Origin of the sequence: Maricaulis sp. MIT060901, from assembly GCF_047123815.1 — a bacterium.
Classification (GTDB): Bacteria; Pseudomonadota; Alphaproteobacteria; order Caulobacterales; family Maricaulaceae; genus Maricaulis.
Genome location: NZ_CP138920.1, coordinates 2,180,880 through 2,205,139 on the forward strand (window position 1 = coordinate 2,180,880; position 24,260 = coordinate 2,205,139).

The following is a 24,260-nucleotide window of genomic DNA, read 5'->3' on the forward strand; positions in this document are numbered from 1 at the left end:
GCTGCATGGCGATATTCTGCGGCAGAGGGACAGTCTGGCGCAGTGTCCCCTGTTGGTGTGTCGGCTGTGGACAGCGCCTGTTTCACCATTGCCCGGGCGCGTTTTCGCGATCAGGATGAAGCATGGCCTCGGCTCAGCTTCCTTCCCCCATAGCGCACTGGTTTTCCCGGCGCGGCTGGGCGCCTCGCTCGCACCAGCTGGACATGCTGGAAAAGGCACGAGCGGATGAGCACGCGTTGCTGATCGCACCGACAGGCGGCGGCAAGACCCTGGGTGGTTTCCTGCCCAGCCTGGTCGAGCTGCACGAAACCCTGGGCCAGGGCGCGACCAATCCGCGCCGTAAACATGCGCTGCACACACTCTATATTTCGCCCCTCAAGGCGCTGTCGGTTGATGTCGCCCGTAATCTGATCCAGCCAGTCGAGGAAATGGGGCTGGGCCTTCGCATCGAGACACGAACAGGCGATACCTCCGCCTCGAAACGCCAGCGTCAGCGGGCTCATCCGCCAGACATTCTGCTGACCACGCCGGAACAGCTGGCACTGTTCTGTGCGACGGCGAATGCACAGAGCTTTCTGGGTGACCTCAAGCGGATCATTATTGACGAGATCCATGCGCTGGCGCCGCAAAAGCGGGGTGATCTACTGAGCCTTGGCATGGCGGCTTTGTCGCGATGGGCGCCGAATGCCCAGCGGGTAGGGCTATCCGCGACGGTGGCGGACGAGCAGGGGCTGGCACGCTGGCTGGTGCCCCAGGACGAGGCCGAGACCTCCAGCTTCGCCAGTATCGTGCGCGGTGATGCCGGCGCGCGGCCGGATGTTGAAATCCTCGATCCGGACGAGCGCATTCCCTGGGCGGGACATTCAGGACGCCATGCGCTGGGCGATGTCTATCAGCGTATCCGGCAGGCGCGCATGACCCTGGTCTTTGTGAATACACGCTCCCAGGCGGAGGCGACTTTCCAGGACCTCTGGCACATGAATGCCGACAATCTGCCCATTGCCCTGCACCACGGATCGCTGGCTCCGGAACAACGCCGCAAGGTCGAAGCGGCCATGGCGCGCGGCGCGTTGAAGGCGGTGGTGTGTACGTCCACGCTCGATCTGGGCATCGACTGGGGTGATGTGGATCTGGTGATCCAGATGGGAGCGCCGAAAGGGTCTTCCCGTTTGATGCAGCGTCTGGGGCGCGCCAATCACCGGCTGGACGATCCGTCCCGCGCCCTGCTGGCCCCGACCAATCGTTTCGAGCATCTGGAGTGCGAGGCAGCACGCGACGCTGTGGCGGCCAATGCGCTGGATGGCGAACCGCTGGCTGCGGGGGCGCTGGATGTTCTGGCCCAGCATGTCATGGGGCGGGCCTGCGGTGAGCCGGTCGACCAGGATGCACTCTTTGAGGAGATCTGCCGGGCGGCGCCCTATGCCGAGATGGATCGGGAAACGTTCGACAGGATCTTCGAGTTTTCGGCAACCGGCGGCTATGCGCTTCAGACCTATGATCGTTTTCGTCGCATGGTTAGGGGCAAGGACGGGTTGTGGCGCGCGCGTACACCGCAGATCGCCCAGCGACATCGCATGAATGTCGGTACGATCGTAGAGGCGCCCATGCTGGACGTGGTGGTCTCGTCGCGCGGGCGCGGCGGGCGCAGGCTGGGGCAGATCGAGGAATGGTTCGTCGAACAGCTCGTGCCGGGAGACACGTTTCTGTTCGCGGGTCAGGTCCTGAAGTTCCAGGGTATCGAGGAGATGGCAGCGCGGGTCACGCGAAGCTCTGATCCCGAGCCGAAGATCCCGTCCTATCAGGGCGGAAAATTCCCGCTCTCCACCTATCTCGCGCAGCGTGTGCGTGACATGGTCCAGGATCCGGTGCGCTGGGGACACTTGCCGGAACAGGTGCAGGAATGGCTGAGGATCCAGCAGGAGAAATCCGAACTGCCGCGGGCAGACGGACTGTTGGTGGAAACCTTTCCGCGCAATGCCAAATTCTACCTCGTCTGTTACCCCTTCGAAGGGCGTCTCGCGCACCAGACCCTGGGCATGTTGCTGACACGTCGCTTGGAGCGGATGCGCATGCGGCCGATGGGGTTTGTTGCAAACGAGTATGCGCTTTCCGTTTGGGGGCTGCGGGACATGTCCGGGCTGGATCTCAACGCTTTGTTCGCCGAGGACATGATGGGCGATGACCTGGACGCGTGGCTGGCCGAAAGCGACCTGATGAAACGAACCTTCCGCAATTGCGCGGTTATCGCCGGGCTGATCGAGCGCCGTTTCCCGGGGCAGGAGAAAACCGGCCGCCAGGTCACCTTCTCAACGGACTTGATCTACAATGTGCTGCGCGAGCACGAGCCCGATCATGTGCTGATGAAAGCGGCGTGGAACGACGCCGCTTCGGGACTTCTGGACATCCGCCGCCTGGGCAAGGCGCTCGAACGGGTCCAGGGACGGATCCGGCATATGGGACTGGACCGAATCTCGCCGCTCGCGGTACCGGTGATCCTGGAGATCGGCAAGGAGCCGGTCTATGGCGAGGCGCAGGAGAGCATTCTCGAGGACGCTTCGCAGGATTTGATAGCCGAGGCGATGGCGTGATGATCAGACAGCTTGAAAAGTCGGCCGATCAGCTCTCGTTCGAGCTCGCTGGGCATCGTCTGTTCGCGCACCGCTCCGGCGCGCTCTTTGTGCCGGAATTTGATGCGCTGATCGTCTCGGACTTGCACTTTGAAAAAGGCTCGGCCTACGCGCGCTCAGGTCAGATGTTGCCGCCTTACGACACCCGGGAAACCCTGCGCCGCCTGGGGGAGGTGGTTGAGCAGATTGATCCGGCCTGTGTCATCGCGCTCGGCGACAGTTTTCACGACCTTGATGCTGCAGGGCGGATGTCTGTGGAGGATCGGGGGGGCTTGAAGGCTCTCGTGAACGCGCGGGAGCGATGGATCTGGATCGAGGGCAATCACGATCCGGAGCCGCCGGAGGATCTGGGCGGCGAGATCCATCACGAGCTGAGGCTGGGAAATCTGGTTCTGCGGCATGAGCCGGAGGCAGGGGCGGCGCGCGGGGAAATCTGCGGGCACCTGCATCCCTGTGCGAAAGTGCGGGGCAAGGGGCGAGCCGTCCGGCGTTTCGCCTTTGCGACAAATGGCGACCGCCTGATCATGCCCGCATTTGGCGCTTATACCGGTGGGCTGAATGTCTGTGACGACGCGATCGTGGCGGTCTTCGGTGAGGTGCCCAGCGTGATGGTCCTGGGGCGGGAGCAGGTTCATGCGATTTCGCCGCGTCAGCTTGTACCGGATCGTTACCGGACGAGGACCAGGTAGGCCACGCTGATGGCCAGGTGGGCGAGCACCACGCCAGTGGTCAGAACTGTCCGCAATCGCCCGTACCAGACCGGTAGATCACGGCGCAGCACTGCCTGCCTGTCCCATACCCACAAGGCTGCGAAGCACACACTCATCATGGTCCAGGCGGCAATCGGCTGACCGGCCCAGTGGGTTAGCACCGAGGCGAGGGCGATCAGGCTGGGCGCGATCGAAATTCCGAGTGACAGGCTGTCCGGGCTTGCCCGAGCGGTGATGAGTTCACCCCAACGCACACCACCAAGGAAAGTCGCGATCAGGCCGGAGTAGATCGTGAACACCCACATCTCTGTTGCGGGGCTTCGGCCCTGGTTTGCTGTGGCAACCAGCAGCAATACCGCAGTCCAGAACGGGATCAGGCCGGCGAGGCCGAGAAACAGCGCCGGTTTGGGGATGGGTGTGAAGTCACGAGCCATGCCCCTGAACTAGTCCTGCCAGTGCGCAAGGCAATCAGCGACGGCCGAACATTGCAGCAGCTGCGTATCCAGCCAGCATGGCGAGGGCGACGCAAAGCAGGCCGTAAATCATCGGTGCGCCGTGTGCGAACTCGTAGATGACACGCTCAATCCCGGCTTTCTCAACACGCATGCTGGTTGAACGGCTGGCGATCGGCCGGCCTTCCCGGAAGAGATAGACCTCGGCCGTATAGTTTCCGACCGGCGTGCGTGGCGGCAGGGCAAGGGTCGCGCGGAACAGGCCGCCATCAAGCACGTCCACACCACGCGGAGCGGCGGAATAGAGGTCTTCGCGCGCACCGGCGCGTTGCACGGCGGCAAAGTATTCCGACAGGTCCGCGCCGGTCGGCTCGCTGTCCTCGGCCGGGGCCTCGATGGCTTCGAGGTCGTTCAGTCTATCCGCATAGGCCTGGACCAGTAATTGCGGCAGGCCGATATCATTACGGATCAATGCTTCAGACGTGGCAATTTCTTCCAGCGGGCGGGTGCTGGCGATGGAGTAGTAAGCGGGCACGCCGTCAAACTCCTGGGCCTGGGCGTTGACCCAGATGCCAAAAGAACGGCGCTTCTGCATGACCCGGAGATCCTGGTCCGGGCCGCGCAGGACCACCACGATCTCGTCCTGGATGGTCAGGCCGCGTGTGGCGCCGTAGAGGATGAGCTCTGTGCCGGCAAAATCCTCGCGGATCTCGACCGTCTCATGCGTCAGGGCTGCCATGATCTGCGGCGCTTCCTGGGGCACGGCCTGTTGCAGGCTGGCAGCGAGGGCGAGTTCGAGCAACACTAGTGACCCACCTCTCCGCCGCGCGGCAGCACGACAAACATGTCAGAGGGTGTCACGACGAGGTCCCAGCCCAGCTTGAGGCAGACGGCAAGCACCATGAAGGCGAGCAGGGCGCGCAATTCCTCACCCTTCACATGCCGTCCGGCACGGGCACCGAACTGGGCGCCGACAACACCGCCAACTGTCAGCAGCATGGCGAGAACAACGTCGACGGTCTGGTTCTGTGAGGCTTGCAGGAAGGTCGTCAGACCGGTGACGAAAAGGATCTGGAACAGCGAGGTGCCGACCACGACATTGGTCGGCATGCGCAGGATGTAGATCATCGCCGGCACCATGACGAAACCACCGCCCACACCCATGATCGCGGCCAGCGTGCCGACAAAGAAGCCGATGGCTATGGGCGGGATGACCGAGATGTAGAGCCCGGAACGCGGAAACCGCATCTTGAAAGGCAGGGCGTCAATCCAGGTGCGTTTGCGGTGCCCGCCACGTCCGCCCTCTCGGCGTTCTTCGGGCTGGCGTCGACGCATGATCGCGCGCACGCTTTCGATCAGCATGAGCCCGCCGATAATACCCAGGAAGCTGACATAACTGAGCGAGATAATAAGGTCGATCTGGCCCAGCCCCCGCAAAAACGAGAAAAGCTGGACACCAAAAATGGACCCAGCGGAACCGCCAATCAGCAGCAGCCCCCCCATTTTCGGATCGAGTGTTCGTCGTCGCCAGTGGGCCAGGGCGCCGGAGGCCGACGAGGCGACGATCTGGTTGGCCTCGGTCGAGACGGCGACAGCGGGCGGGATGCCGATGAACATCAGCATGGGCGTCATCAGAAATCCGCCACCCACTCCGAACATGCCGGACAGGAAGCCAACGCCGGCTCCCAGTCCAAGCAGAAGGAAGATGTTTACGGAAATCTCAGCGATTGGCAGATAGATCTGCACCGCGGCCTCTAGTTCGCTACAGCGCGGGACAGGCGTTCCAGCAGAACGTCGTCCACATGGCCGGTCCGCGGCAGACCCTGGTCCGCCTCAAAGGCCATGATGGCCTGGCGAGTACGATCTCCTATTGCGCCGTCAATCGGACCCGGGCGGTAACCCAGCACCGAGAGGAAACCCTGGGCGCGTTCAATGTCGGCCGCGCTGGCAGAGGGTGTGCGATCCCATGCCTGTCCCTGATAGAGGCCGTTTGCCTGGGCGTCGATCGGGCGCGGCTGGAAGCTTTGGGCGACCTGGCGCGCCTGAGACAGGGCTTCCGGCTCGAGTAGTTCCTCCAGCGCGATTGCGCGTTCGCCTGCCGTCGGATCGCTGTCATTGGCGGAGATCATGTACCAAGCATAGGCGTCTGCAAGGCTCAAGGGAACTCCCTGGCCGCTCTCGAACAGAAGCGCGAGGTTGAACTGTGAATCGCCCAGGCCCAGCAGGGCAGCTTCCTGGAACCAGCGGGCCGCCGTTTCGAAATCACGCGGTGCGCCGGAGCCGTAGTAATACATCACGGCGAGATTGTGCATGGCACGGCGATGGCCGGAATTGGCCGCACGTTCGGTCCAGCGGCGAGCGGCTTCCAGATCCATGTCGACGCCTTCGCCGGTTTCCAGCATTTTGGCGTAGCGATACTGTGCGGCCGGCACACCCTGTTCCGCAGCGCGGCGCAACAGGATTGACGCCGAAGCTAGGTCGCCGGCTTCCAGTTGGCGCATGCCCAACTGATAACGGGCGATCGGATTGCCGTCGGCAGCAGCGCTTTCCAGCGTGGTGCCACTTGTCGAGTTTGCCGCTTCGGTCGGGGCGATTTCGCGGGTCGAACGTTCGACGGACGATGATGCAGGTTCGTTTGTCACCGGCTCCGGGGTCGGCGTGATCGTCGCTGAGGCGTCAGCAACCTGGTCACGGGGCGGTGAAGCCTCAGCCTCTGCCGGCGTTGTTTCCGGTTCGGCGTCAAGGTTGGCAGCCGGGCTGGTCGTTGAGGAGGGCTGGGCCGGGGCCGCGAGGCCAGCCTCAACTTGGGCGATGAAGGCATCGTCGGAACGGGCATCTGCGATTGTGGAGCCATCCTCGCCCTGCAGCGCACCCCAGATCAGGATCGCGCCAGCGCCGCCAAGAGAGATGAGGGCCATGAGCGGGATGGCGACCAGCGTTGCGCGGCTGAACTTGATCGGCCGGTTCTCGCGTTCATAGGGTGTGTAGGCAGTCGTGCGTGTGGTTTCGCGAGCTGCAGCGAGGAAATCCGCATCGGCTGTTGCGCCAACCCGGGCTGCCGGGCGCGGCTGGGCAGGAGCCTTGGGCGCTGCCTTTGCTTGGGGCGCAGGAGTACTCGTCTCGGCCTGTTGGCGCGCTCGTTCTTCGGCGATACGGCGCCGTTTCTGGCGGCGGGTCTCGCCGCGCGGAATCTCTGCCTGTGCCTGTGCCTGTGCCTGTGCCTGCTCCGCCGGAGCCTGCGGTGCCGGTAGTGTCGCTTCCGGTTCACGCAGAACCGGCGCGTTTGGCACAAAGGGTTCGTCCGTCAGGAAGGGATCGGTCTTGCCGCTTTCAAAAGCGCTGACCGGAACCTCAGCCTGGGGCGGCGGTCCCAGCGGGGCGTCGAAATCGAACGGATCATAATCGTCGGAACTGGTGATGACCGGTTCGGCGCGCTGGGCCGTTTCGTTTGCGGGTTTTTCGTCAACCGTTTCGGTATCGGGTGCCTTGTCGCGGCTCTCGATCGCCTCGAGCCGGTCGGCGAGCGCAGTCATCGCGCGCTGGACGGGGGTCAGAGTCTCTTCGGTTTCGTTGCGCACTGCAGCCAGCTTGTCCTGGACACCCTGCAACGCATCCTCGATGCGTGTCGCTGTGCGTTCCTCGGACTGGCGCAGGCGGTCTTCCAGCTCTGCCTCGCGGTCAGGACGATTGTTCTCGATCCGCTCGATCGCGTCGGCCATGCGGTCAGTGACCTGTTCGACGGCCTTGGTCGAGCGTTCCTCGGAGCGCTGGATGCGATCGGCCAGGGAGCGGCCCAGGCGCGTGACCTCATCGGCCATGCGGCGCATGGATTCCTTGTTTTCCTGGCGAACCTCGTCGATGCGGTGGTTGAGCGTTTCTTCCGAGCGGCGGTCCTGGCGGGCCTCCTCGGCACGTCGCTCGCTCTCGGTCAGGCGCTGGTCAATGGCCTGGGCCAGGCGGCTGATCTCGTCGCCCAGGCGCGCCATGCTGTCAGCCTGGCGACGATCTGCGTCCTCGACGCGAATGCCGGTCGATCCGACCTGGTCGCGGAGATCCGTGACAATGCGGGATACATCGTCCTGCAGACGCTCGAAGCGACGCTCCAGCTCGACATTGTCATTGGTGTTGCGCGTTTCCAGTGCGCGCAGGCGTTCGTCCAGACGTGCGAAGGACGTCTCCAGCGTGCGCGCGGTATCATTGGTACGACGCTCGGAGTCCTCGACGCGTTCCGTGAACTCCTTGAGATTGTCCGCGCGCGATTCCAGCTTGTCGACACGCTTGTTGGTCTCGTCGATCAGCTCACGGGCAGCGATGCCACCGGTCTGTTCCTGTTCATGCAGGCGGGCGGAGACGTCATTTTCGTGTTCATAGAGGCGGCGGGCGAGCTTCATCACCGTGGCGTGGATAGCCTTGGTGTCCTCGCCACTGGTCGCGGAAACGCTGGTTTCCAGCTTGCGCAGCCGGTCGGCGATCTCGCCCTGGCTGCGATTGACGCTGTCTATGCTCTTGTCGGTCTCGTCCAGCTTGGCGCCCTGGCGTTGGGCAACCTTGGCGACATTGGTGGCAAGCTGGGTAATGGCCCTGTCGAGTTCGGACAGGGTGGAGCTGGAGGCCTGTTCGGCTTTTTCGATGCGATCGGACAGGCGGTTAATCATCGCCCTGAGCAGGCGGTCATCATCGTTGGCGACATCGCCGTCAAAGCCGGGAAAGGCTTCCAGGGCGTCGTCCCACTGGGTCGTTGCGGGATCATTGTCGTCGAGAATGACGCGGTTCAGCCATTCACCCAGAGTCATGCCCTGCTTGCGTGCAGCAGTCTTCGCCCGCGCCCTTGCACGCGGGTCGATTCCTTTCACGCTCCAGGGACCCCCAGATGACATCCGAATCGCTTTCTTCTCGCCCAGGCCAACGCTATCTGCCGGTTAATATTGTGTAAACCGAGCGCGGTGGCACTAGATCTAGTGTTTCCACACGAAAATCAGGGAATCGCGAGCGGGCCCTGAAATCCTGAGTCTAGACAAGGAGATGACTCGGTTAATGCGCCGTAAAATATGTGGATAAGTCCGTGCTATTGAGCAGCGGCGAAGAAGCGCGGCGAGATATTGCGCAGACGCTCCTCCAGGGCCGCCGCTTCGCGTTGCGGCGTATCGGATGTGATGGAGGGCAGGGCGCGGGCGATATCGAACAGGAGCCAGGCCGTCTCGATATCATTCTGACTGACCGCATAACGACCGGCATGCCAGTAGAGGAGGGGCGCCGCCGGGTCGATCTGGGCCGAGGTCGCGAAATAGTCCAGCGGCAAGGTGTCGGTGCCCGGAACACGCGCCGCCGCCTGTGCGGACATCAGGTTCGCCGCGGCACCGGCGTAGTCGGTGCGATCCGTAAGGCCGGAAAGTGCCTCGATCAGGGCGGCCGGATCCGTGGCGCGGTTTGCCACGGCGCTGGCCACGGTCTGGAAGTCCTGGTTGCCCAGTCCTGCAATGATGATGCGGGTCATGGCGGAGCACAGCTCGCTGGACGTGTTGGGTTGGCACTCACCCTCATGCTGGCTTCCCTGCATCAAGGTCAGGTAGGCGCCGGGCAGGTCTCCGGCCTGCATCAGGGATTGAGAGGCGAACAAGAAGTTCTCGGTTGTGGGCATGGTCTCCGGGCGGCGTGTTGCAGCCAGGCCCTTGTGGATGATCGTGCTCAAGGCGTCGTTTGCCGGCAAATAGCCCGTCGCATCGGATTCGACCCGGCCGGCCGGCCAGGGGAAGGCGCGCTCCTCGACGTTGCTGCGCAGCAGCGTCCAGGTCTCGCGGCGGCCGTCCGGGCTGGAGGGGCTGAAGACGAGAAATGAGAAGCTGTCTGGCAATTGTCCGAGCGATCCAGCAGAGCCAATGGCGTCCGGGTGGATTGGCAGGGTATGTCGCATCCATCGGGTGAGCTGGTCGTAAAGTGCGTTGTCGCCGCGTTCGCCCGGGACGACGCTGTAAACGGCACTGCCATCCGGTGTGCGCCGGATCTCGATCAGGCCGGCCTCGGTCTCGCTGCGGACCAGGTCAACCGGATTGGCGCGAATGCCGGTTGCGGCCTCGATCCAGAAACGTTCAAAGCTCACCCCGCCCGGCCCGGCGATCTCCTCAAGCTCGCCGCCGCGCGTAAACCGGGTGAAGACGTCCATCTGGCGATGGGCGCTTGCGGCCATCGCAGTATTGGTCACGTGTTCATCGGTGACAGTCAGGACGCGTCCGGTCGTGAAGTCGTAGATCGTGCTGCCGTCCTGCACATAGCCATCGCCAAACGTCAGGTTCCGCATCTGGGTGTCGGTGGGTTCGCCGGCCAGGGTCTGGCGTTCAACCCGCCAGCGGGTTTGGGTGACTGTTTCGCCGGTTTCTCCGCGCAGGGCGAGATAGGCGCTGCGACCCAGGTGAGCGCCCGCCACAGCCGGCGTTTGTGTCGGCGTATCCTCGCTTGTTTCCAGTTGCAGCGGCTGCGGCGCAAGGATGGAGAAGGGGTCGGCCGGATCCTGTTGCGCGATAGCTGTGGAGCTGCTGCCGATCAGGAGGCCGGAGAGGGCAAGAAGACGCGTGAAACTGAACATGGCCGGATACTGCCGCGTCAAGCGCGGCGAGAAAAGGGCGAAGCATGTGGAAAGGTAAATTCGAACATGCGTCATAAATTTGACGTTGACGTTCGCGTAATCATGTGAACATTGTTCATTCATGGTCAAACCTGTTCCGCCCGATACTGAATTCACCATCCGCGAACTCTCCAAGGAGTTCGACGTTACCCCGCGCACGCTACGCTTTTATGAGCAGAAGGGCATGATCACGCCCATGCGCCGGGGCGCTTCCCGTGTTTATTCCGCCATGGATCGTGCGCGTATCGAGCTGATCCTGCGCGGCAAGCGCGTCGGCTTTGCGCTCGACGAGATCAAGGAAATGCTGGACCTGCGCTTCATCGACAGCCGCGACCCGCAGGTGCTTGACGCGACGATCGAGCGTTTCGAGAGCCGCATTGGTGTGCTTGAACAGCAGCGCGAGGATGTCGAGCGCGCGCTGGAAGAGATGAATGCCGGCCTGGACTGGCTGAATGCCCGCCTCAACGAGAACGAGCCGTCCGAAGAAATCAAACGTCGCGCCCGGGCCTTCGAAGCCCTGGCGTCCGCCCGCCTGGAAGACTGGACGGGCATGCCCCCGAGTTCCTCTTAGAGTTTCATCCCTTTACGGGGCTCAGACCCCGCACTGACTGATTGTTGGAGATAAATCATGGCAGCCTATCGCGCTCCTGTTCGTGACCAGATGTTTGTCCTGAATGACGTCCTGGATGTTGGCCAATATGGCCATCTGCCCGGTTTTGCCGATGCGGACGTGGATACCATGGCCGCGATCCTGGAAGAGGGCGGCAAGTTCTGCGAGGGCGTGCTGGCCCCGATCTCCAAGGTCGGCGATGTGGAAGGCTGTACGCGTGACGATGACGGCAATGTCACTACGCCGACCGGCTGGAAGGAAGCCTTCCAGCAGATGTCCGAAGCGGGCTGGACGGCGCTGTCCTCTGATCCGGAATATGGTGGCCAGGGCCTGCCGCACGTTCTCAATCTTGCGGTCAACGAGATGGTCTCCTCCTCGAATATGGCGTTTGGCATGTATCCGGGTCTGACCCTGGGTGCGGCTGCGGCGCTGCACACCGGTGGTACCGACGAGCAGAAGGCGCTTTACCTGCCCAAGATGATCTCCTGCCAGTGGGGCGGGACGATGAACCTGACCGAGCCGCATTGCGGAACGGATCTGGGCATGCTGCGCACCAAGGCTGTTCCGCAGGCGGACGGCTCCTACAAGATCACCGGCCAGAAGATCTGGATTTCCTCCGGCGAGCACGACATGGCCGAGAACATCGTCCATCTCGTCCTGGCCCGTATCGAAGGCGCCCCGGAAGGCGTGAAGGGGATTTCCCTCTTCGTCGTGCCGAAATTCATTCCGGATGCCGACGGCAATCCGGGCGAGCGCAACAATGCCAAATGCGGTGGCCTGGAACACAAGATGGGCATCCACGGCAACGCCACCTGCGTCATGGACTATGACGAGGCGACCGGCTGGCTCGTGGGCGAGGAGAACAAGGGTCTCAAGATCATGTTTATCATGATGAATGAGGCGCGGCTGGGCGTGGGCCTGCAGGGCTATGCCCTGGCCGAGGCGGCCTATCAGCAATCCCTCGATTTCGCCAAGGACCGTATCCAGGGCCGCTCCCTGACCGGACCGAAAAACCCGAACGGCCCGGCCGACCCGATCATTGTGCACCCGGATGTGCGGCGCATGCTGATGGATCAGAAATCCTTTGTCGAAGCGGCGCGTTGTTTCGCCTTCTGGACGGCCCTGCACGGCGATCTGGAGGAGAAGTCTGACGATCCGACCATGCGTGAGAAGGGCGGCGACTACATGGCGCTGCTGACCCCGATCGTGAAGTCCTATCTGACCGGCAAGGGCTATGACATGGTCTCCAACGGTCTGCAGATCCACGGTGGTTCCGGCTTTACCGAGGAATGGGGTGCGTCCCAGCTTTTGCGCGATGCTCGCATCACCCTGATCTATGAAGGTACCAACGGCGTCCAGGCGCTCGACCTGGTGGGCCGCAAGCTGGCGATGAACGGCATGCGCCCGATCACGACCTTCATGGGTGAGCTCGATGCCTTCATCGCCGAGGGCGGTGACGAGACGACACAGCCCTTCATCGATGCGCTGGCGGAGTGCCGCGACAAGCTGAAACAGGGCACGGACTGGCTGATGAACAATGCGCTGGAGAATTTCGACCATGCCGGCGCGGGCAGCCACGACTATCTCAACCTCTTCGGCCTCACCTGCCTGACTTACATGTGGGCCAAAATGGCCAAGGTTTCCGCGGCCAAGGTCGCCGCGGGCGATAGCGACCCTATCTATGCCAACAAGCTGGTCACCGGCCGCTACTTTATCGAGCGCTGGGTGCCGGAAGCCGCCATGCATCTCGCCAAGGTAGAAGCCGGCGCAGACAGCATGATGGAACTCGACGCGGAGGCGTTCTAACGCGGCCGCTTCTGCCGGAGACCGTCCCGCCAAACGAGGATGGTCCCGGCTCGTGACGGTTGATCAGGCCCGCAAGGGTCAAAGGGGAGGATAATCAGGTGTTTCAGGACCCACTCAACGTACCAAAGCCGGCCTTTCTCGAGCGCGAGGATGTGCGCATGTTCGAGGATACGGTGCGCGCCTTCATGGCCAAGGAATGTGTTCCCAATGCTGAACGCTGGGAAGAGCAGGGCATGGTCGATCGCGAGATCTGGACCAAGGCCGGTGAAGCCGGGCTGCTATGCCCGTCCGTGCCGGAGGAATATGGCGGCGCCGGTGGTGACTGGGGCCATGAATACGTCTTCCACACGGCCGGTGCCGAGGTCGGCGCCAGCGGCTGGGGCGTCGGTCTGCACAACACGATCATCGCGCCCTACATCACCGAATTCGGTTCGGATGAGCAGAAAAAGTCGATCCTGCCGCGCATGATCTCCGGCGAGTTGATCGGCGCCATCGCCATGTCGGAGCCGGGCACGGGTTCGGACCTGCAGAGTGTCAAGACGACGGCGGTCAAGGATGGCAATGGCTATCGCATCAACGGCCAGAAGACCTTCATCACCAATGGCGGCTCCGCCAATTTCATCATCGTGGTCTGCAAGACCGACCCGACCAAGGGGTTTGACGGCGTCTCGCTGATGCTGGTCGAGACCGAGAAGGTCGAGGGTTTCAAGCGCGGTCGCTTGCTCGACAAGGTCGGCATGAAGGCCCAGGACACGGCTGAGCTGTTCTTCGAGGATGTCTGGGTGCCGGCCGATGCGCTGCTGGGTCCGGAAGAGGGCCAGGGTTTCATCCAGCTGATGAAAAAACTGCCCCAGGAGCGCCTGCAGATCGCCGTCCAGGGTGTCGGTGCCATGAAGCGCGCCCTGCACGAGACCATCACCTATACCAAGGAACGCCAGGCCTTTGGTCGCCCGATCCTGCATTTCCAGAACAGCCAGTTCAAACTCGCCGAGTGCAAGACCAAGGCGACGCTGGCCGAGGTGTTTGTGCACCATTGTTCAGAGCGTCTGATGAAGGGCGAGCTCGACGCCGCCACGGCCTCGATGGCGAAATACTGGGTGTCCGACGCTCAAAACGAAGTGATCGACGAGTGCGTTCAGCTGCACGGCGGCTATGGCTATATGAAGGAATACCCCATCGCCAGGATGTGGACCGACAGCCGTGTCCAGCGCATCTATGGCGGCACCAACGAGATCATGAAGCTGCTGATCGGAAGGACGCTTTAGCGCGATGAGTGCGACCGCCACCACTATTGACCGCCGATTGTTTGCCCTGCTGCTCGCAGGTGCGCCGGTCGCGGTGGCGCACCTGGTAGATGCCTTTGCAATGTTCTTTTTTGTTCAAGAATTACCGGGTGGTGGTGTCGTCATTAGACAGATCACCGTCTTTGGCGGTTTGTTGAATGGGGATGTGATCGACGGTGGATATTCAGTTTTGCTTCTGGCGTTGGCACACGTGATAGCGCTGATCGGCGTGAGCGTGCTTTGCGGCCGATTTCTCGAAAGCAAGGCCGAGCTGTTTGTGTTCGCTATCGGCTATGCGGTCTTCGTTGTGGTGCCAAGTGGTATCGTACCTGCGGTACTCGAAATCTCGGGAATGATGGCTCCCGCGAATGTTGGGTACGCATTTTTCGGGGCGTCGGTTCTGGCGTTAACGGCCTATCTGGCGGCCCGCATTTCCAATCGCGCCATTGCGAGGAGCTCCTGATGTACACCCCTACGCACTTCAAGATGGAGAATGAGACCGGGATGCGGGCGCTGATGCGCTCGTATGATTTTGCCATTCTCCTGGTGCCGGGGGAGCCGGACCTGGCGGCCACGCATATCCCGCTGAAACTGGCCGATGAACGCCAGGCCCTGGTCGGACATGTGGCGCGGGCCAACCCGGTCACCAAGGCCATCCAGGACGGCAAGCAGGCCATCGCGATCTTCTCCGGTCCGCACGCCTATGTCTCGCCGACCTGGTATTCCGATCCCAATGACAATGTTCCCACCTGGAACTACATCGCCGTGCACGCCCACGGAAAGCTGGTCGCCCTGGAAGGCGAGGACGCCGAGCGGGCGCTTTCCTCCCAGATCGCCGATTTCGAGGAGCAGTGGCGGATCACCGATCTGGAAGAAAGAAAACGCGCCATGCTCGAGGCCGCGATCCAGCCCTTCGAGCTGGAAATTGAACGCCTCGAAGGCAAGGCCAAACTCTCACAGAACAAACCCGTGGCAGAGCGCCTTCGTCTCGCCGAAGCGCTCAATGAACGCGGGGAAAGCGCCATCGCCTACCACATGGTTGAGGGGGATGGGTGATGGCTCTGCCCAGTCCGGGCAGGAACTGATTTGTGTCGATAAAGAACAAACCCGCGAAGCGGAAAGGACTGAAAATGACTGAAGCCTATATCTACGACGCCACGCGCACGCCGCGTGGCAAGAAGAAGGGCGGAGCGCTGAACGAGATCACGGCGCTTCAGCTTGCGACCCAGCAGCTCGAGGCGATCCGCGATCGCAATAATCTCGACACGGCGCTGGTTGATGACGTCATCATGGGTGTCGTCTCCCCGGTCGGCGAACAGGGTGCCAATATCGCCCGCTCTGCCGTCATGAACGCGAAATACGCCGAGACGACCGCGGGCTTCCAGCTCAACCGTTTCTGTGCCTCCGGGCTGGAAGCGGTCAATGTTGCAGCCGCCAAGGTCATGTCCGGCGAGGCCGACTTCGCCATTGGTGGCGGTGTCGAGGCCATGTCGCGCGTCCCGATGGGTTCCGACGGTGGTGCGATGATGTCCGATCCGGAGATCGGCTTTGACCACTATATCGTTCCGCAGGGTGTTTCTGCCGACCTGATCGCGACCAAGCACGGTTTCTCCCGTGACGATGTCGATGCCTATGCCGTGGAAAGCCAGAAGCGTGCAGCGCGCGCCTGGGAGGAAGGTCGTTTCAAGAAGACGATTGTTCCGGTCAAGGACCAGCTGGGCCTGACCATTCTCGATCATGACGAGCACATGCGTCCGGGCACCGATATGCAGGGCCTGGGTTCGCTCAAGTCTGCCTTCAAGGACCTGTCCGACTTCGTCGGTTTCGAACATGTTGCCACGCAGCGTTACCCGGAAATCGAATATCTCAACTGGGTCCACACGGGCGGCAACTCCTCCGGTATCGTCGACGGATCTTCCATGGTGCTGATCGGCTCCAAGGAAGCGGGCGAGAAAGCCGGCCTCAAGCCGCGTGCGCGCATCAAGGCGATGGCCTCTGTCGGATCCGAGCCGACCATCATGCTGACGGGCCCGGTTCCGGTCACCGCCAAGGTGCTCAAGAAAGCCGGCATGGATGCCAGCGATGTGGATCTGTGGGAGCTGAACGAGGCGTTCGCGGCTGTCGTTCTGCGTCTGATGCAGGCCTATGAGATCGATCACGACATCATGAATGTGAATGGTGGCGCGATCGCCATGGGTCACCCGCTTGGCGCAACCGGCGCGATGATCCTGGGCACGGTCCTGGACGAGCTGGAGCGCTCCGACAAGGAAACCGCACTCACCACGCTCTGTGTCGGCGGCGGCATGGGCACGGCAACCATTATCGAGCGGGTGTAATCATGCATGATCCCAAGCTCGAGCAGGACAAAAAGGACTCGGCGTCGATTCTGACGCTTGGGTTGCCGCTTGGTTTTCCTGTCGGGATTGCGATCGGCGTCGCGCTGGGGGTGGCCCTGGAGAGCCTGTCAATTGGCATCGCCATCGGTGTCGCCATGGCCATGTCGCTCTCCGTCGCTTTCGGCGCTGGACGGCTTAACGAAATAAAGAAAAAGCAGGATGGCGAGACGCCGTCCGATGAGGAGAAATCCTGATGAAAAACTTCACACTTGAAATCGACGGCGACGGCATTGCCCTCGTCACATTCGACAGCCCTGGCAAGTCGATGAACGTTATCTCCGCGGACGTCATGGACGATTTCGTGGAACTGACCGAGAAGGTCAAAACCGACGACGCCATCAAGGGCGTGGTCCTGACCTCCGGCAAGTCGGCCTTCTGTGCCGGTGCAGACCTGTCCGAGCTGGGCGGTGGATCGTCTGAAATGGCCAAGCTGCCGGAAGACGAGATGAAGGCGAAACTGTTCGAACAGTGTTATCGCCTGAACAAGACGCTGCGCGAGCTGGAAACCTGCGGCAAGCCGATCGCAGCCGCAATCAATGGCCTGGCCCTGGGCGGTGGTTTCGAGATCACCATGGCTTGCCATTACCGCGTCATGCCGAACGACAATCCCAAGGCCAAGGTCGGTCTGCCGGAAGCCATGGTCGGCGTGCTGCCGGGCGGTGGCGGCACCCAGCGCCTGCCGCGCCTGGTTGGTGTCATGAATGCCGCGCCGATCCTGCTTCAGGGCAAGCAGCATGATGGTCCGTCCGCACAGGCCCTGGGCATTGCCCACGCCACCGTGCCGATGGCCGAGCTGGTTTCCAAGGCGAAGGAACTCGTCAAGGAAGACCCGATGAATGCGACCCAGCCGTGGGATGGCGACAAGTTCAAATTCCCGGGCGGTGGTCCCTACCATCCCGCCGGTGCCCAGGTCTTCGGTGCAGCCTCTCCGATGCTGCGCAAAAACACCTATGGCAACTATCCGGCCCAGCGTTACATCCTGTCCTGCGTCTATGAAGGTGCCCAGGTCTCCATCGACCAGGGTCTGCGCATCGAGAGCCGCTATTTCACCAAGCTGCTGCTGCGTCCGGAAAGCCGCAACATGATCCGCTCCATCTTCCTGTCCAAGCAGGCGCTGGAGAAGGGTGGACGTCGTCCGGCCAGCCAGGAAAAGGCTGACGTCAAGAAAGTCGCCATCATCGGTGCCGGCTTCATGGGCGCTGGCATTGCCACGGTCACCGCCCAGGCCGGTATCGAGGTCGTGCTCATCGACGCCAACCAGGAAGGCGCCGACAAGGGCAAGAAGCATGTCACCGATCACTTCGCCAAGGGTGTGAAGCGCGGCAAGCTTTCCCAGGAAAAGGCCGACAAGATGGGTGCCCTGGTCACGGCGACCACGGACTATTCCCTGCTGTCTGACGTCGACCTGGTCATTGAGGCCGTGTTCGAGAATTCCGAGCTGAAGGCCAAGATCACCCAGATGTCCGAAGAGGTCATCCCGGAGAACGCGGTCTTTGCGTCGAACACCTCCTCCATTCCGATCACCGACCTGGCCAAGGCGTCCAAGCGCGAGGACCAGTTCATCGGCATCCACTTCTTCTCGCCGGTCGAGAAGATGATGCTGGTCGAGATCATCATGGGCGACAATACGGGTGATTACGCCCTGTCGCGTGCGATCGACTATGTCACCAAGATCAAGAAGACGCCGATCGTCGTCTCCGACACGCGCGGCTTCTACGCCAACCGCTGTGTCATGCGCTTTATCGGTGAAGGTATGAACATGCTGGCGGAGGGTGTCAGCCCGGTCCTGATCGAGAACGCAACCAAGATGGCCGGCATGCCGGTTGGTCCGCTCTCCCTGCAGGACGAGGTTGCACTGGATCTCGGTGTGAAGCTGATCAAGCAGACCAAGTCGGATCTGGGCGAGAACTACAAACCGTCTCCGACCGAGCCGATCCTGTTCAAGATGGTCGAGGAGTACGAGCGTTTCGGACGCAAGAATTCCAAGGGCTTCTATGACTATCCGGCCGAGAAGGGCCAGCCCAAGCGCCTGTGGCCGGAGCTGGAACAATTCGCTCCGGGTGGCATATACCTGGAAGACCAGCCGTCTACCGACGAGATCAAGGACCGCATCCTCTTCACCCAGGCCATCGAAGCGGCCCGCTGCATGGAAGAGGAAATCGTCATCGATCCGCGCGAGGCCGATGTCGGCTCCATCCTGGGCTGGGGCTTTGCGCCTTATACCGGTGGCGCGCTGTCCTACATCGACACCTATGGCGCGGCGGCCTTCGTGAAACGTGCCGACGAGCTGAAAGCTGCTTATGGCGACCAGTTCGAAGTGCCGGCCCTGCTGCGTGAAATGGCCGAGAAGGGCGAGACCTTCTACGGACGTTTCGCTCCGGCCGAGGCTGTCGCGGCGGAGTAATCCGACCTGATCTCTCAAAAGAACCGGCCCGGAGCATTCCGGGCCGGTTTTTTCATGGGGATAGCACGCGGCACAATCCTTCTGTCGGGATCGCGATGCCCCGCTAGCATGCGTTCGGAAACTGTGTGAATGCTTCGCCTGCCGAAACAGTGGAGAATGTCGTGCGTACCAGTTCGTGGCTGCCTGCCCTGCCTATTGCCAGCTATGCCTGGCTTGTCGCTTCTGTGGTAATCGCCGGAGCCCTGCATCCCGGATATGACCATGTGAGCCAGTTCATGAGCGAGCTGGGGGCGCAGCAGGCGCCCAATGCGTGGGCGGTCAATTATCTCGGTTTTCTGCCGACAGAGCTTCTTTTCCTGGCCTTTGTCGGTCTCGCGTTGACCCGGGTGGGGCGCAATGGCTGGCTCAGGGCTGGATTGCTGGCGCTCGCACTGTATGCCCTTGGATTGGTCATCGCGGCCTTCTTTCCCTGCGACAGCGGTTGTCGGCCGGACGACCCAACGACCACTCATCTCGTTCACATCGCCAGTGGTCTGGGCGCTTATCTGTTCGGCATTCTTGGCCTGTTTCTGCTCGCAGTTGGCCGGTTTCAAAGCAAGGATCGCGGTCTTGCCGTGAGCGGGCTCGTGGTTGGCTTGTTCGCACTGGCCTGCTTCGTCCAGCTGACCCCGGACAATCCGCTGGTTGGTCTCTATCAGCGAGCGCTCGAGACGGGGCTTTATCTCTGGTGTATTGCCTTCGCCTTTCATCTTGGCCGGCGCGGGGCCTGAAGGCGGCTATCCACACGGGCAGGAGTCATTTTGACCGTCTGTATCATCGTGAAGATCAGTGATTGGTCCGGCCGGAAAATACAGCTCTCGCCCTTGACGGATCAGCAATAAATTCCCTAATTGCGCGCAAATATTCAAAGGTGGCGCTGCACCTGTTTCGTCAAACCGGAATTCGGTGCGAAAAAATTGCGTTATCCACAAAAAGCGCTCATTTATCCACAGAACCCGCTTTCTTATCCACGCAACCCACAAGCCGTCGCGTTGACCGGCCGGGCTCTCCCGACCTAACGTTTGATTGTCGACGGGGCGGAAAGCCAACCCTGCAAGGGGAAAAGCGGACCAAGCCGACGGTGGATCGAAAGTCGGAGCACGTCAGTGAAGCGGCATGAAGATCCGGATCGGGACCTTCGGGAAACGGACCAGCGGCAAGGTCGAGAGATCAGGCCGGTCGGTCAGGAAACCGCGCAAGCGGGGACGCAGCCGGCAAAGATCCGGACCTTCCGGGGAAAGGATCAGATCCGGGGTCAGACCCGGATTGGCCAAGGGCGGAAACACGCAAGTGGGACAGCCGGAGGCACCGGTTCCACCCCTTCGGGAGCGGAACCAGCGGTGAGGTCGAAAGATCAGGCCGGTCGGGGAAAGATCCGCGCAAGCGGGGACAGAGCCGGCGAAGATCCAGATCCCCTGGGAGATGGGTCAGGTGCGGGGTAAAACCCGGATCAGTCGAAGGCGGAAACACGCAAGTGGGGAAGCTGGAGGCAGCGGTGTCGGACCATCAGGGACGATATCGTGGGTTCGGGGTCAAAGCCGGACCCGGTGAGGCGGCCTCTCCCTTCGGGGAGGACCGTCCTGACCAAACCTCCTACCCAGGAGGACGCTCCCGGGCTTACCCGCCTGGAGCACGTGCAAGGAAGGCGCGACTATAGCGCGACGACCAAGCAACGCGGCCGCCCGCCTCTTGAACCCTCCGGGGAACAAGGACGGGCGGTTGGTGTTTGTGGCGCCATCACAATCGGGAGAGTTACGCCAGCTTAAGTGGCCAGCCTTGATTTGCGCGCTATTCTCGTTCGGCCTGTTGGTGAGCGCGATGGAGTGAGTGATGTTGGTAGCGTGGATTATGGGGCTGGCGGCGTCGATGATGACGCAGGATGGTGAAGGCCTGATCGAGGCTGTGCCCGAGATGGTCAGCCCTGATGAACACGCCAGTTGGATCAGTTTCAATCCCGAGCAGACGATCATGGCGTTCGGCCGGCATGATGATGACTGGGGCAATCACCGTGTCCTGCTGACCTATCTGGGCGCCGCAGGATGGGGCGTCCCACAGCCGGTCGAGATCGATGGCAATGCCTGGCCTGTAGAGATGCGTGCCTTGCGGTTTGCGCCGGACGGGCGTAGCGCGGTTTTTTCGTCTGCTCCGATGCCGGGGGAAGGGCGGGAGGACTGGGACCTCTGGTTTGTGCGCTTCCACGAAGGCCGGTTTGTCGCCGCGCGGCGACTGGAGGAGCCCGTCAATTCGTCCGCCCATGACTTCCACGGATCGCTCGCGGCCAATGGCACGATCTATTTCGCTTCGCGGCGTGATGGCGGTGCGGGCGGGTCTGATCTTTATCGCGCGCGACCTGACCTGGCCTCGGGCTGGCGGGTGGAGCATCTGCGCCAGCTTTCAACCGAGTTCTCGGAGGCAGACATCTTTGTTGCTCCGGACGAAAGTTATGTCCTGTTCGCCCGGACCGGTGCTCCAGGCGGCGAGGGCGGGGACGATCTTTACATCAGCCATGCGCTAGCGGATGGCTGGGCCGAGCCGACACCACTGGGCCAGGATGTCAATACAGTCGAGTACGAGTACGGCGCGTGGGTAAATTCCGATCAGGACACCCTCTGGTTTACGTCTTTCCGACAAGGGGTTTACGGGCAATATCGGGTTTCCCTGCCCGCCCGAGAGGACTGATTCCGGCACCGGATTCGAGGTGATATTCTCCCTCTGGGTGAACTCCGCATCTGGTTTACGAACGAAACCATATGTCTAGAGGTTTGATTCCAACAAGAGACTCGAATTTGCGTGCACATATTCAGGATTCGAATGAATTATGACATGCAACCGGCCTGCTCTTGTCGAAAATGCCCGAGATCTTAGCGAGGGAAATCCGCCGGGCATGTTGCAGTCCAGCCTTGAAATATTGCGCGACCCCATCCGGGTGTTCACGGGCTTGTGCTGGGCTTGTGCCGTGTCCCTGACCTGCCTGCTCAGCTGGCTTGCCGTCCAGTCGGTGCAACAGGTCCGGTCTGACGAAGTTTATGTCGAAGCTCTGCAGCGTCAGGCAAGCAAGGCGATGTTTGTCACCAATTCCCGCCTCGACCGCAGTCGCTAGTTTTCGCCATTTGCGCCTGATCTGTTTGCCGGCCGAAACTGAAATCGCTTTTTTCGGGCTGGTTTTGTCGCCAACTCGTGTTTAGCTGCGCAGCGATTTCAGCGGGGAGGCAGACTTTGAGCGAGACTGAGCTAGCCGAGGAAGATTATATCATCGGGACCAATGACGCGGAGCTGAAGCGGCTTGGTCTGCAGCACACGCTGTGGCGGGAATCCGGTCTGGGCGTCTGGCGTAGGGCGGGCATCCGGCCAGGTATGCGGGTGCTGGATGTGGGCTGTGGCCCCGGCTATGCGAGTTACGATCTGGCCCAGCTTGTCGGCCCGGAGGGCGAGGTCGTCGCAGTCGACCAGTCGGAGTTTTTCCTGGCGGCCCTGCGTGACAGCGCAAAAAGCCGCGGGCTGGACAATATCCGCACGGTTCATTCCTCGCTCGATGCATTTGACTGGCCAGAGGCCGAGTTCGACGCCGTCTGGACACGCTGGGTCTTGTGTTTCCTGCCGGACCCGCATGCGGCGCTCAAGGGCATCAAGCGGACGCTGAAGCCGGGTGGCGTGTTTGTGGCCCAGGAATATGTCGATTATCGCAGTTTCCGGCTGGAGCCGAGCGAGCCGGTGTTCGACCGCTTCGTGAGCGCGGTTGAGGCCAGCTGGGCGCATTTCCAGGGCGATCCGAATATTGCCCGGCGTTTCCCGGCCTGGTTTGCCGAATTGGGGCTGGAAATCGATGAGATGACGCCGGTCCTTTACGCCGCGCGTCCGTCAGATCCGATATTTCGCTGGCCAATCACCTGGCTTGAGGAAGCACCGGCCAGGCTGGTCGAGTTGGGCTTTCTTTCGCGCGAAGACGCTGAGGCGTTCCGGGACTTTCTCGCTCGGCGCGCGGCTGACCCGAACACATTGTTGATGACGCCTTGCGTGCTGACCAGCCGGGCCCGCAAGCCGGGTTAGAACTCCCAGATATCCATCGCCAGGGCAGAGCGGCTCCACGAAGTATGAAGGCACTGCCCGGGTCTGCCGCCTGCAGCCATCGCCACAAGAAGCGGTCGATAGTGCTCTGGCGTCGGGTGGTTTCGCTGTGCGTGCGGGACTGACCGCCAGGCCAGCGCGGCGTCGATATCACCTGTTTCAAGCGCGGGGAGAACAGCCTCGCGAAATTCTTCGGCGAAGTTGGCCACCGGGGCGGTTTCGGCCAACGGCAGGCTGTCGGCCAGCGAATGCGTGAGCGCGCCGGACCCTATGATCTGGATGTCCCGATCAATCAGCGCGGTCAACGCCCGGCCAAGCACCACACTGTCGCTATCGTTCTGACGGGGCAGGGAGAGTTGCAGGACCGGGGCATCGGCTTGCGGCCTGACAAGTGCCATCGGGACCCAGCTGCCATGATCGAGTCCACGGCGCTGGTTCAGGCGCACGGGCAAACCTTGCCGGTTAAGAAGCGTGGCAATGTGTCCGGCGATTTCGGCGGATCCGGCGACGGGATACTGAAATCGTTCCAGTTTTTCGCCGAACCCGCGGAAATCATGGATAGTATCGGGAGTGTCTGACGCCGTGATCTGCAGGTCGCCGGACTGCCAGTGTGCGGAAATCACCACATAGGCCCGTGGTGTCGGGCGCTCTCCCAGCATTTGCATGGCGCGATGCGCCGGCGTGTCCTTGATCAACACATCCGGCGCACCATGGGAGATGAAAAGCGGGCGGGGCATCACGCCTGCATGGCCCGTGGCAGGAAGGGGAGCTCCGGTGTGCGCAAGGCGAAGGCGCCAGCGCCGAGCATGGCCTGGACCAGCGTGGTGATGGTCAGGAAGAGTGGGAATTCCCAGCCGCCGCCCTCGGCGCTGAATACCCAGCCATTGCCCAGGTGAACAAGGGTGGCGCCCAGGGCTATCGGTACCAGGGCGAGTGCGATGATGCGGGTATAGGCTCCGGCGATCAAAAGCAGGCCACCACCGATTTCGCCGACTATCACGAGATAGGCAAAGAAGCCGGGAAAGCCGAGGCTTTCGAAGAAGCCGACCGTGCCGGCCGGGGTGAAGACCAGAACCTTGAGCAGGCCGTGGGCCAGGAACAGGACACCGAGGCTGACGCGCAGCAGTGCCACTCCGTATTGGGATTGTTGGTCAGACATGTGTCTCTCCAGCGAGTTGATTGCGATGACGGAGAGATAGCGTTTTGACCCATTGGCGATAATTGGGTAATTTGGAGCAAGACAATTTCT

Annotated in this window: 22 protein-coding genes; 14 read left to right on the top strand and 8 right to left on the bottom strand. The window is 61.9% G+C overall.

All coding sequences use genetic code 11. The features are described from left to right. Positions 1 to 122: 122 nt before the first annotated feature. Positions 123 to 2,588 carry a ligase-associated DNA damage response DEXH box helicase gene (locus SIC17_RS10680; protein ID WP_412545342.1) on the top strand — a complete coding sequence of 822 codons (2,466 nt, stop codon included), beginning with the start codon at positions 123 to 125 and terminating at the stop codon, positions 2,586 to 2,588. Next, on the top strand, positions 2,588 to 3,316 hold the full coding sequence (gene pdeM / locus SIC17_RS10685) for a ligase-associated DNA damage response endonuclease PdeM (RefSeq protein ID WP_291891603.1): 729 nt from the start codon (positions 2,588 to 2,590) through the stop codon (positions 3,314 to 3,316). Before SIC17_RS10680 ends, pdeM begins: the two co-directional genes overlap by 1 nt. On the opposite strand, the gene SIC17_RS10690 is transcribed toward pdeM, so the two are convergent. From SIC17_RS10690 to SIC17_RS10710, 5 genes are all read right to left on the bottom strand, one after another. Further along, positions 3,295 to 3,771: a DUF3429 domain-containing protein gene (locus SIC17_RS10690; protein WP_412545343.1), complete on the bottom strand. Its 477-nt coding sequence runs from the start codon at positions 3,769 to 3,771 to the stop codon at positions 3,295 to 3,297. The genes pdeM and SIC17_RS10690 overlap by 22 nt on opposite strands. A gap of 34 nt (positions 3,772 to 3,805) precedes the next feature. After that, positions 3,806 to 4,594, bottom strand: a complete 789-nt coding sequence (locus SIC17_RS10695) for a TIGR02186 family protein (protein ID WP_291891605.1) — start codon at positions 4,592 to 4,594, stop codon at positions 3,806 to 3,808. Continuing rightward, on the bottom strand, positions 4,594 to 5,535 hold the full coding sequence (locus SIC17_RS10700) for a sulfite exporter TauE/SafE family protein (protein ID WP_291891607.1): 942 nt from the start codon (positions 5,533 to 5,535) through the stop codon (positions 4,594 to 4,596). Before SIC17_RS10700 ends, SIC17_RS10695 begins: the two co-directional genes overlap by 1 nt. An 8-nt stretch (positions 5,536 to 5,543) precedes the next feature. Continuing rightward, complete coding sequence (locus tag SIC17_RS10705; protein WP_412545344.1) at positions 5,544 to 8,582, bottom strand: peptidoglycan-binding protein; 3,039 nt, start codon at positions 8,580 to 8,582, stop codon at positions 5,544 to 5,546. Between the two features lie 272 nt (positions 8,583 to 8,854). Further along, positions 8,855 to 10,369, bottom strand: coding sequence for a hypothetical protein (locus SIC17_RS10710; protein ID WP_291891609.1), 1,515 nt, complete (start codon positions 10,367 to 10,369; stop codon positions 8,855 to 8,857). A gap of 121 nt (positions 10,370 to 10,490) precedes the next feature. Here SIC17_RS10710 and SIC17_RS10715 point away from each other — a divergent pair, with 121 nt between their 5' ends. The 9 genes from SIC17_RS10715 to SIC17_RS10755 all read left to right on the top strand — a co-directional run bounded on the left by SIC17_RS10715 (position 10,491) and on the right by SIC17_RS10755 (position 19,677). Further along, complete coding sequence (locus SIC17_RS10715; protein WP_291891610.1) at positions 10,491 to 10,979, top strand: MerR family transcriptional regulator; 489 nt, start codon at positions 10,491 to 10,493, stop codon at positions 10,977 to 10,979. A gap of 57 nt (positions 10,980 to 11,036) precedes the next feature. Then, positions 11,037 to 12,824, top strand: coding sequence for an acyl-CoA dehydrogenase C-terminal domain-containing protein (locus SIC17_RS10720; protein WP_412545345.1), 1,788 nt, complete (start codon positions 11,037 to 11,039; stop codon positions 12,822 to 12,824). A 158-nt stretch (positions 12,825 to 12,982) separates the two neighbouring features. Continuing rightward, positions 12,983 to 14,089, top strand: a complete 1,107-nt coding sequence (locus SIC17_RS10725; protein ID WP_412546925.1) for an acyl-CoA dehydrogenase family protein — start codon at positions 12,983 to 12,985, stop codon at positions 14,087 to 14,089. 4 nt (positions 14,090 to 14,093) lie between these two features. After that, positions 14,094 to 14,570, top strand: a complete 477-nt coding sequence (locus SIC17_RS10730; RefSeq protein ID WP_412545346.1) for a hypothetical protein — start codon at positions 14,094 to 14,096, stop codon at positions 14,568 to 14,570. Further along, a complete protein-coding gene (locus SIC17_RS10735; protein ID WP_412545347.1) occupies positions 14,570 to 15,163 on the top strand; it encodes an FMN-binding negative transcriptional regulator in 594 nt (197 codons plus the stop codon). The genes SIC17_RS10730 and SIC17_RS10735 overlap by 1 nt, the downstream gene beginning before the upstream one ends. A 74-nt stretch (positions 15,164 to 15,237) precedes the next feature. Beyond that, positions 15,238 to 16,443, top strand: a complete 1,206-nt coding sequence (locus tag SIC17_RS10740) for an acetyl-CoA C-acetyltransferase (RefSeq protein WP_291891617.1) — start codon at positions 15,238 to 15,240, stop codon at positions 16,441 to 16,443. A 2-nt stretch (positions 16,444 to 16,445) separates the two neighbouring features. Further along, a complete protein-coding gene (locus SIC17_RS10745) occupies positions 16,446 to 16,697 on the top strand; it encodes a hypothetical protein (RefSeq protein WP_412545348.1) in 252 nt (83 codons plus the stop codon). Further along, a complete protein-coding gene (locus SIC17_RS10750; RefSeq protein ID WP_412545349.1) occupies positions 16,697 to 18,907 on the top strand; it encodes a 3-hydroxyacyl-CoA dehydrogenase NAD-binding domain-containing protein in 2,211 nt (736 codons plus the stop codon). Before SIC17_RS10745 ends, SIC17_RS10750 begins: the two co-directional genes overlap by 1 nt. 161 nt (positions 18,908 to 19,068) lie before the next feature. Beyond that, positions 19,069 to 19,677, top strand: a complete 609-nt coding sequence (locus tag SIC17_RS10755) for a DUF998 domain-containing protein (RefSeq protein WP_291891623.1) — start codon at positions 19,069 to 19,071, stop codon at positions 19,675 to 19,677. Between the two features lie 372 nt (positions 19,678 to 20,049). Here the strand turns inward: SIC17_RS10755 and SIC17_RS10760 are convergent, their stop codons facing one another. Next, complete coding sequence (locus SIC17_RS10760) at positions 20,050 to 20,232, bottom strand: hypothetical protein (RefSeq protein ID WP_412545350.1); 183 nt, start codon at positions 20,230 to 20,232, stop codon at positions 20,050 to 20,052. 544 nt (positions 20,233 to 20,776) lie between these two features. Here SIC17_RS10760 and SIC17_RS10765 point away from each other — a divergent pair. The 3 genes from SIC17_RS10765 (at position 20,777) to SIC17_RS10775 (ending at position 22,993) form a co-directional block, all read left to right on the top strand. After that, a complete protein-coding gene (locus SIC17_RS10765) occupies positions 20,777 to 21,625 on the top strand; it encodes a hypothetical protein (RefSeq protein ID WP_412545351.1) in 849 nt (282 codons plus the stop codon). Positions 21,626 to 21,830: 205 nt separating this feature from the next. Beyond that, complete coding sequence (locus tag SIC17_RS10770; protein ID WP_291891627.1) at positions 21,831 to 22,046, top strand: hypothetical protein; 216 nt, start codon at positions 21,831 to 21,833, stop codon at positions 22,044 to 22,046. A gap of 116 nt (positions 22,047 to 22,162) precedes the next feature. Then, positions 22,163 to 22,993 (top strand): methyltransferase domain-containing protein, encoded by an 831-nt coding sequence (locus SIC17_RS10775; protein ID WP_291891629.1) that lies wholly within the window; start codon positions 22,163 to 22,165, stop codon positions 22,991 to 22,993. Here the strand turns inward: SIC17_RS10775 and SIC17_RS10780 are convergent. Further along, positions 22,990 to 23,748, bottom strand: coding sequence for a DODA-type extradiol aromatic ring-opening family dioxygenase (locus SIC17_RS10780; protein WP_291891631.1), 759 nt, complete (start codon positions 23,746 to 23,748; stop codon positions 22,990 to 22,992). The two genes, SIC17_RS10775 and SIC17_RS10780, sit on opposite strands and share 4 nt — an antisense overlap. Then, positions 23,748 to 24,170 carry a DoxX family protein gene (locus tag SIC17_RS10785; protein ID WP_291891633.1) on the bottom strand — a complete coding sequence of 141 codons (423 nt, stop codon included), beginning with the start codon at positions 24,168 to 24,170 and terminating at the stop codon, positions 23,748 to 23,750. The genes SIC17_RS10780 and SIC17_RS10785 overlap by 1 nt, the downstream gene beginning before the upstream one ends. Between the last annotated feature and the right edge of the window lie 90 nt (positions 24,171 to 24,260).

What these genes read in the sequence shown, in the direction of transcription:
- SIC17_RS10720 (WP_412545345.1), top strand. Translation starts at nt 11,037, where the DNA reads ATGGCAGCCTATCGCGCTCCTGTTCGTGACCAGATGTTTGTCCTGAAT.
- SIC17_RS10750 (WP_412545349.1), top strand. Translation starts at nt 16,697, where the DNA reads ATGAAAAACTTCACACTTGAAATCGACGGCGACGGCATTGCCCTCGTC.
- SIC17_RS10690 (WP_412545343.1), bottom strand. Translation starts at nt 3,771, where the DNA reads ATGGCTCGTGACTTCACACCCATCCCCAAACCGGCGCTGTTTCTCGGC.
- SIC17_RS10765 (WP_412545351.1), top strand. Translation starts at nt 20,777, where the DNA reads ATGTTGGTAGCGTGGATTATGGGGCTGGCGGCGTCGATGATGACGCAG.
- SIC17_RS10770 (WP_291891627.1), top strand. Translation starts at nt 21,831, where the DNA reads ATGTTGCAGTCCAGCCTTGAAATATTGCGCGACCCCATCCGGGTGTTC.
- SIC17_RS10710 (WP_291891609.1), bottom strand. Translation starts at nt 10,369, where the DNA reads ATGTTCAGTTTCACGCGTCTTCTTGCCCTCTCCGGCCTCCTGATCGGC.
- SIC17_RS10730 (WP_412545346.1), top strand. Translation starts at nt 14,094, where the DNA reads ATGAGTGCGACCGCCACCACTATTGACCGCCGATTGTTTGCCCTGCTG.
- SIC17_RS10705 (WP_412545344.1), bottom strand. Translation starts at nt 8,582, where the DNA reads ATGACTCTGGGTGAATGGCTGAACCGCGTCATTCTCGACGACAATGAT.
- SIC17_RS10680 (WP_412545342.1), top strand. Translation starts at nt 123, where the DNA reads ATGGCCTCGGCTCAGCTTCCTTCCCCCATAGCGCACTGGTTTTCCCGG.
- pdeM (WP_291891603.1), top strand. Translation starts at nt 2,588, where the DNA reads ATGATCAGACAGCTTGAAAAGTCGGCCGATCAGCTCTCGTTCGAGCTC.
- SIC17_RS10715 (WP_291891610.1), top strand. Translation starts at nt 10,491, where the DNA reads ATGGTCAAACCTGTTCCGCCCGATACTGAATTCACCATCCGCGAACTC.
- SIC17_RS10745 (WP_412545348.1), top strand. Translation starts at nt 16,446, where the DNA reads ATGCATGATCCCAAGCTCGAGCAGGACAAAAAGGACTCGGCGTCGATT.
- SIC17_RS10735 (WP_412545347.1), top strand. Translation starts at nt 14,570, where the DNA reads ATGTACACCCCTACGCACTTCAAGATGGAGAATGAGACCGGGATGCGG.
- SIC17_RS10785 (WP_291891633.1), bottom strand. Translation starts at nt 24,170, where the DNA reads ATGTCTGACCAACAATCCCAATACGGAGTGGCACTGCTGCGCGTCAGC.
- SIC17_RS10740 (WP_291891617.1), top strand. Translation starts at nt 15,238, where the DNA reads ATGACTGAAGCCTATATCTACGACGCCACGCGCACGCCGCGTGGCAAG.
- SIC17_RS10725 (WP_412546925.1), top strand. Translation starts at nt 12,983, where the DNA reads ATGTTCGAGGATACGGTGCGCGCCTTCATGGCCAAGGAATGTGTTCCC.
- SIC17_RS10780 (WP_291891631.1), bottom strand. Translation starts at nt 23,748, where the DNA reads ATGCCCCGCCCGCTTTTCATCTCCCATGGTGCGCCGGATGTGTTGATC.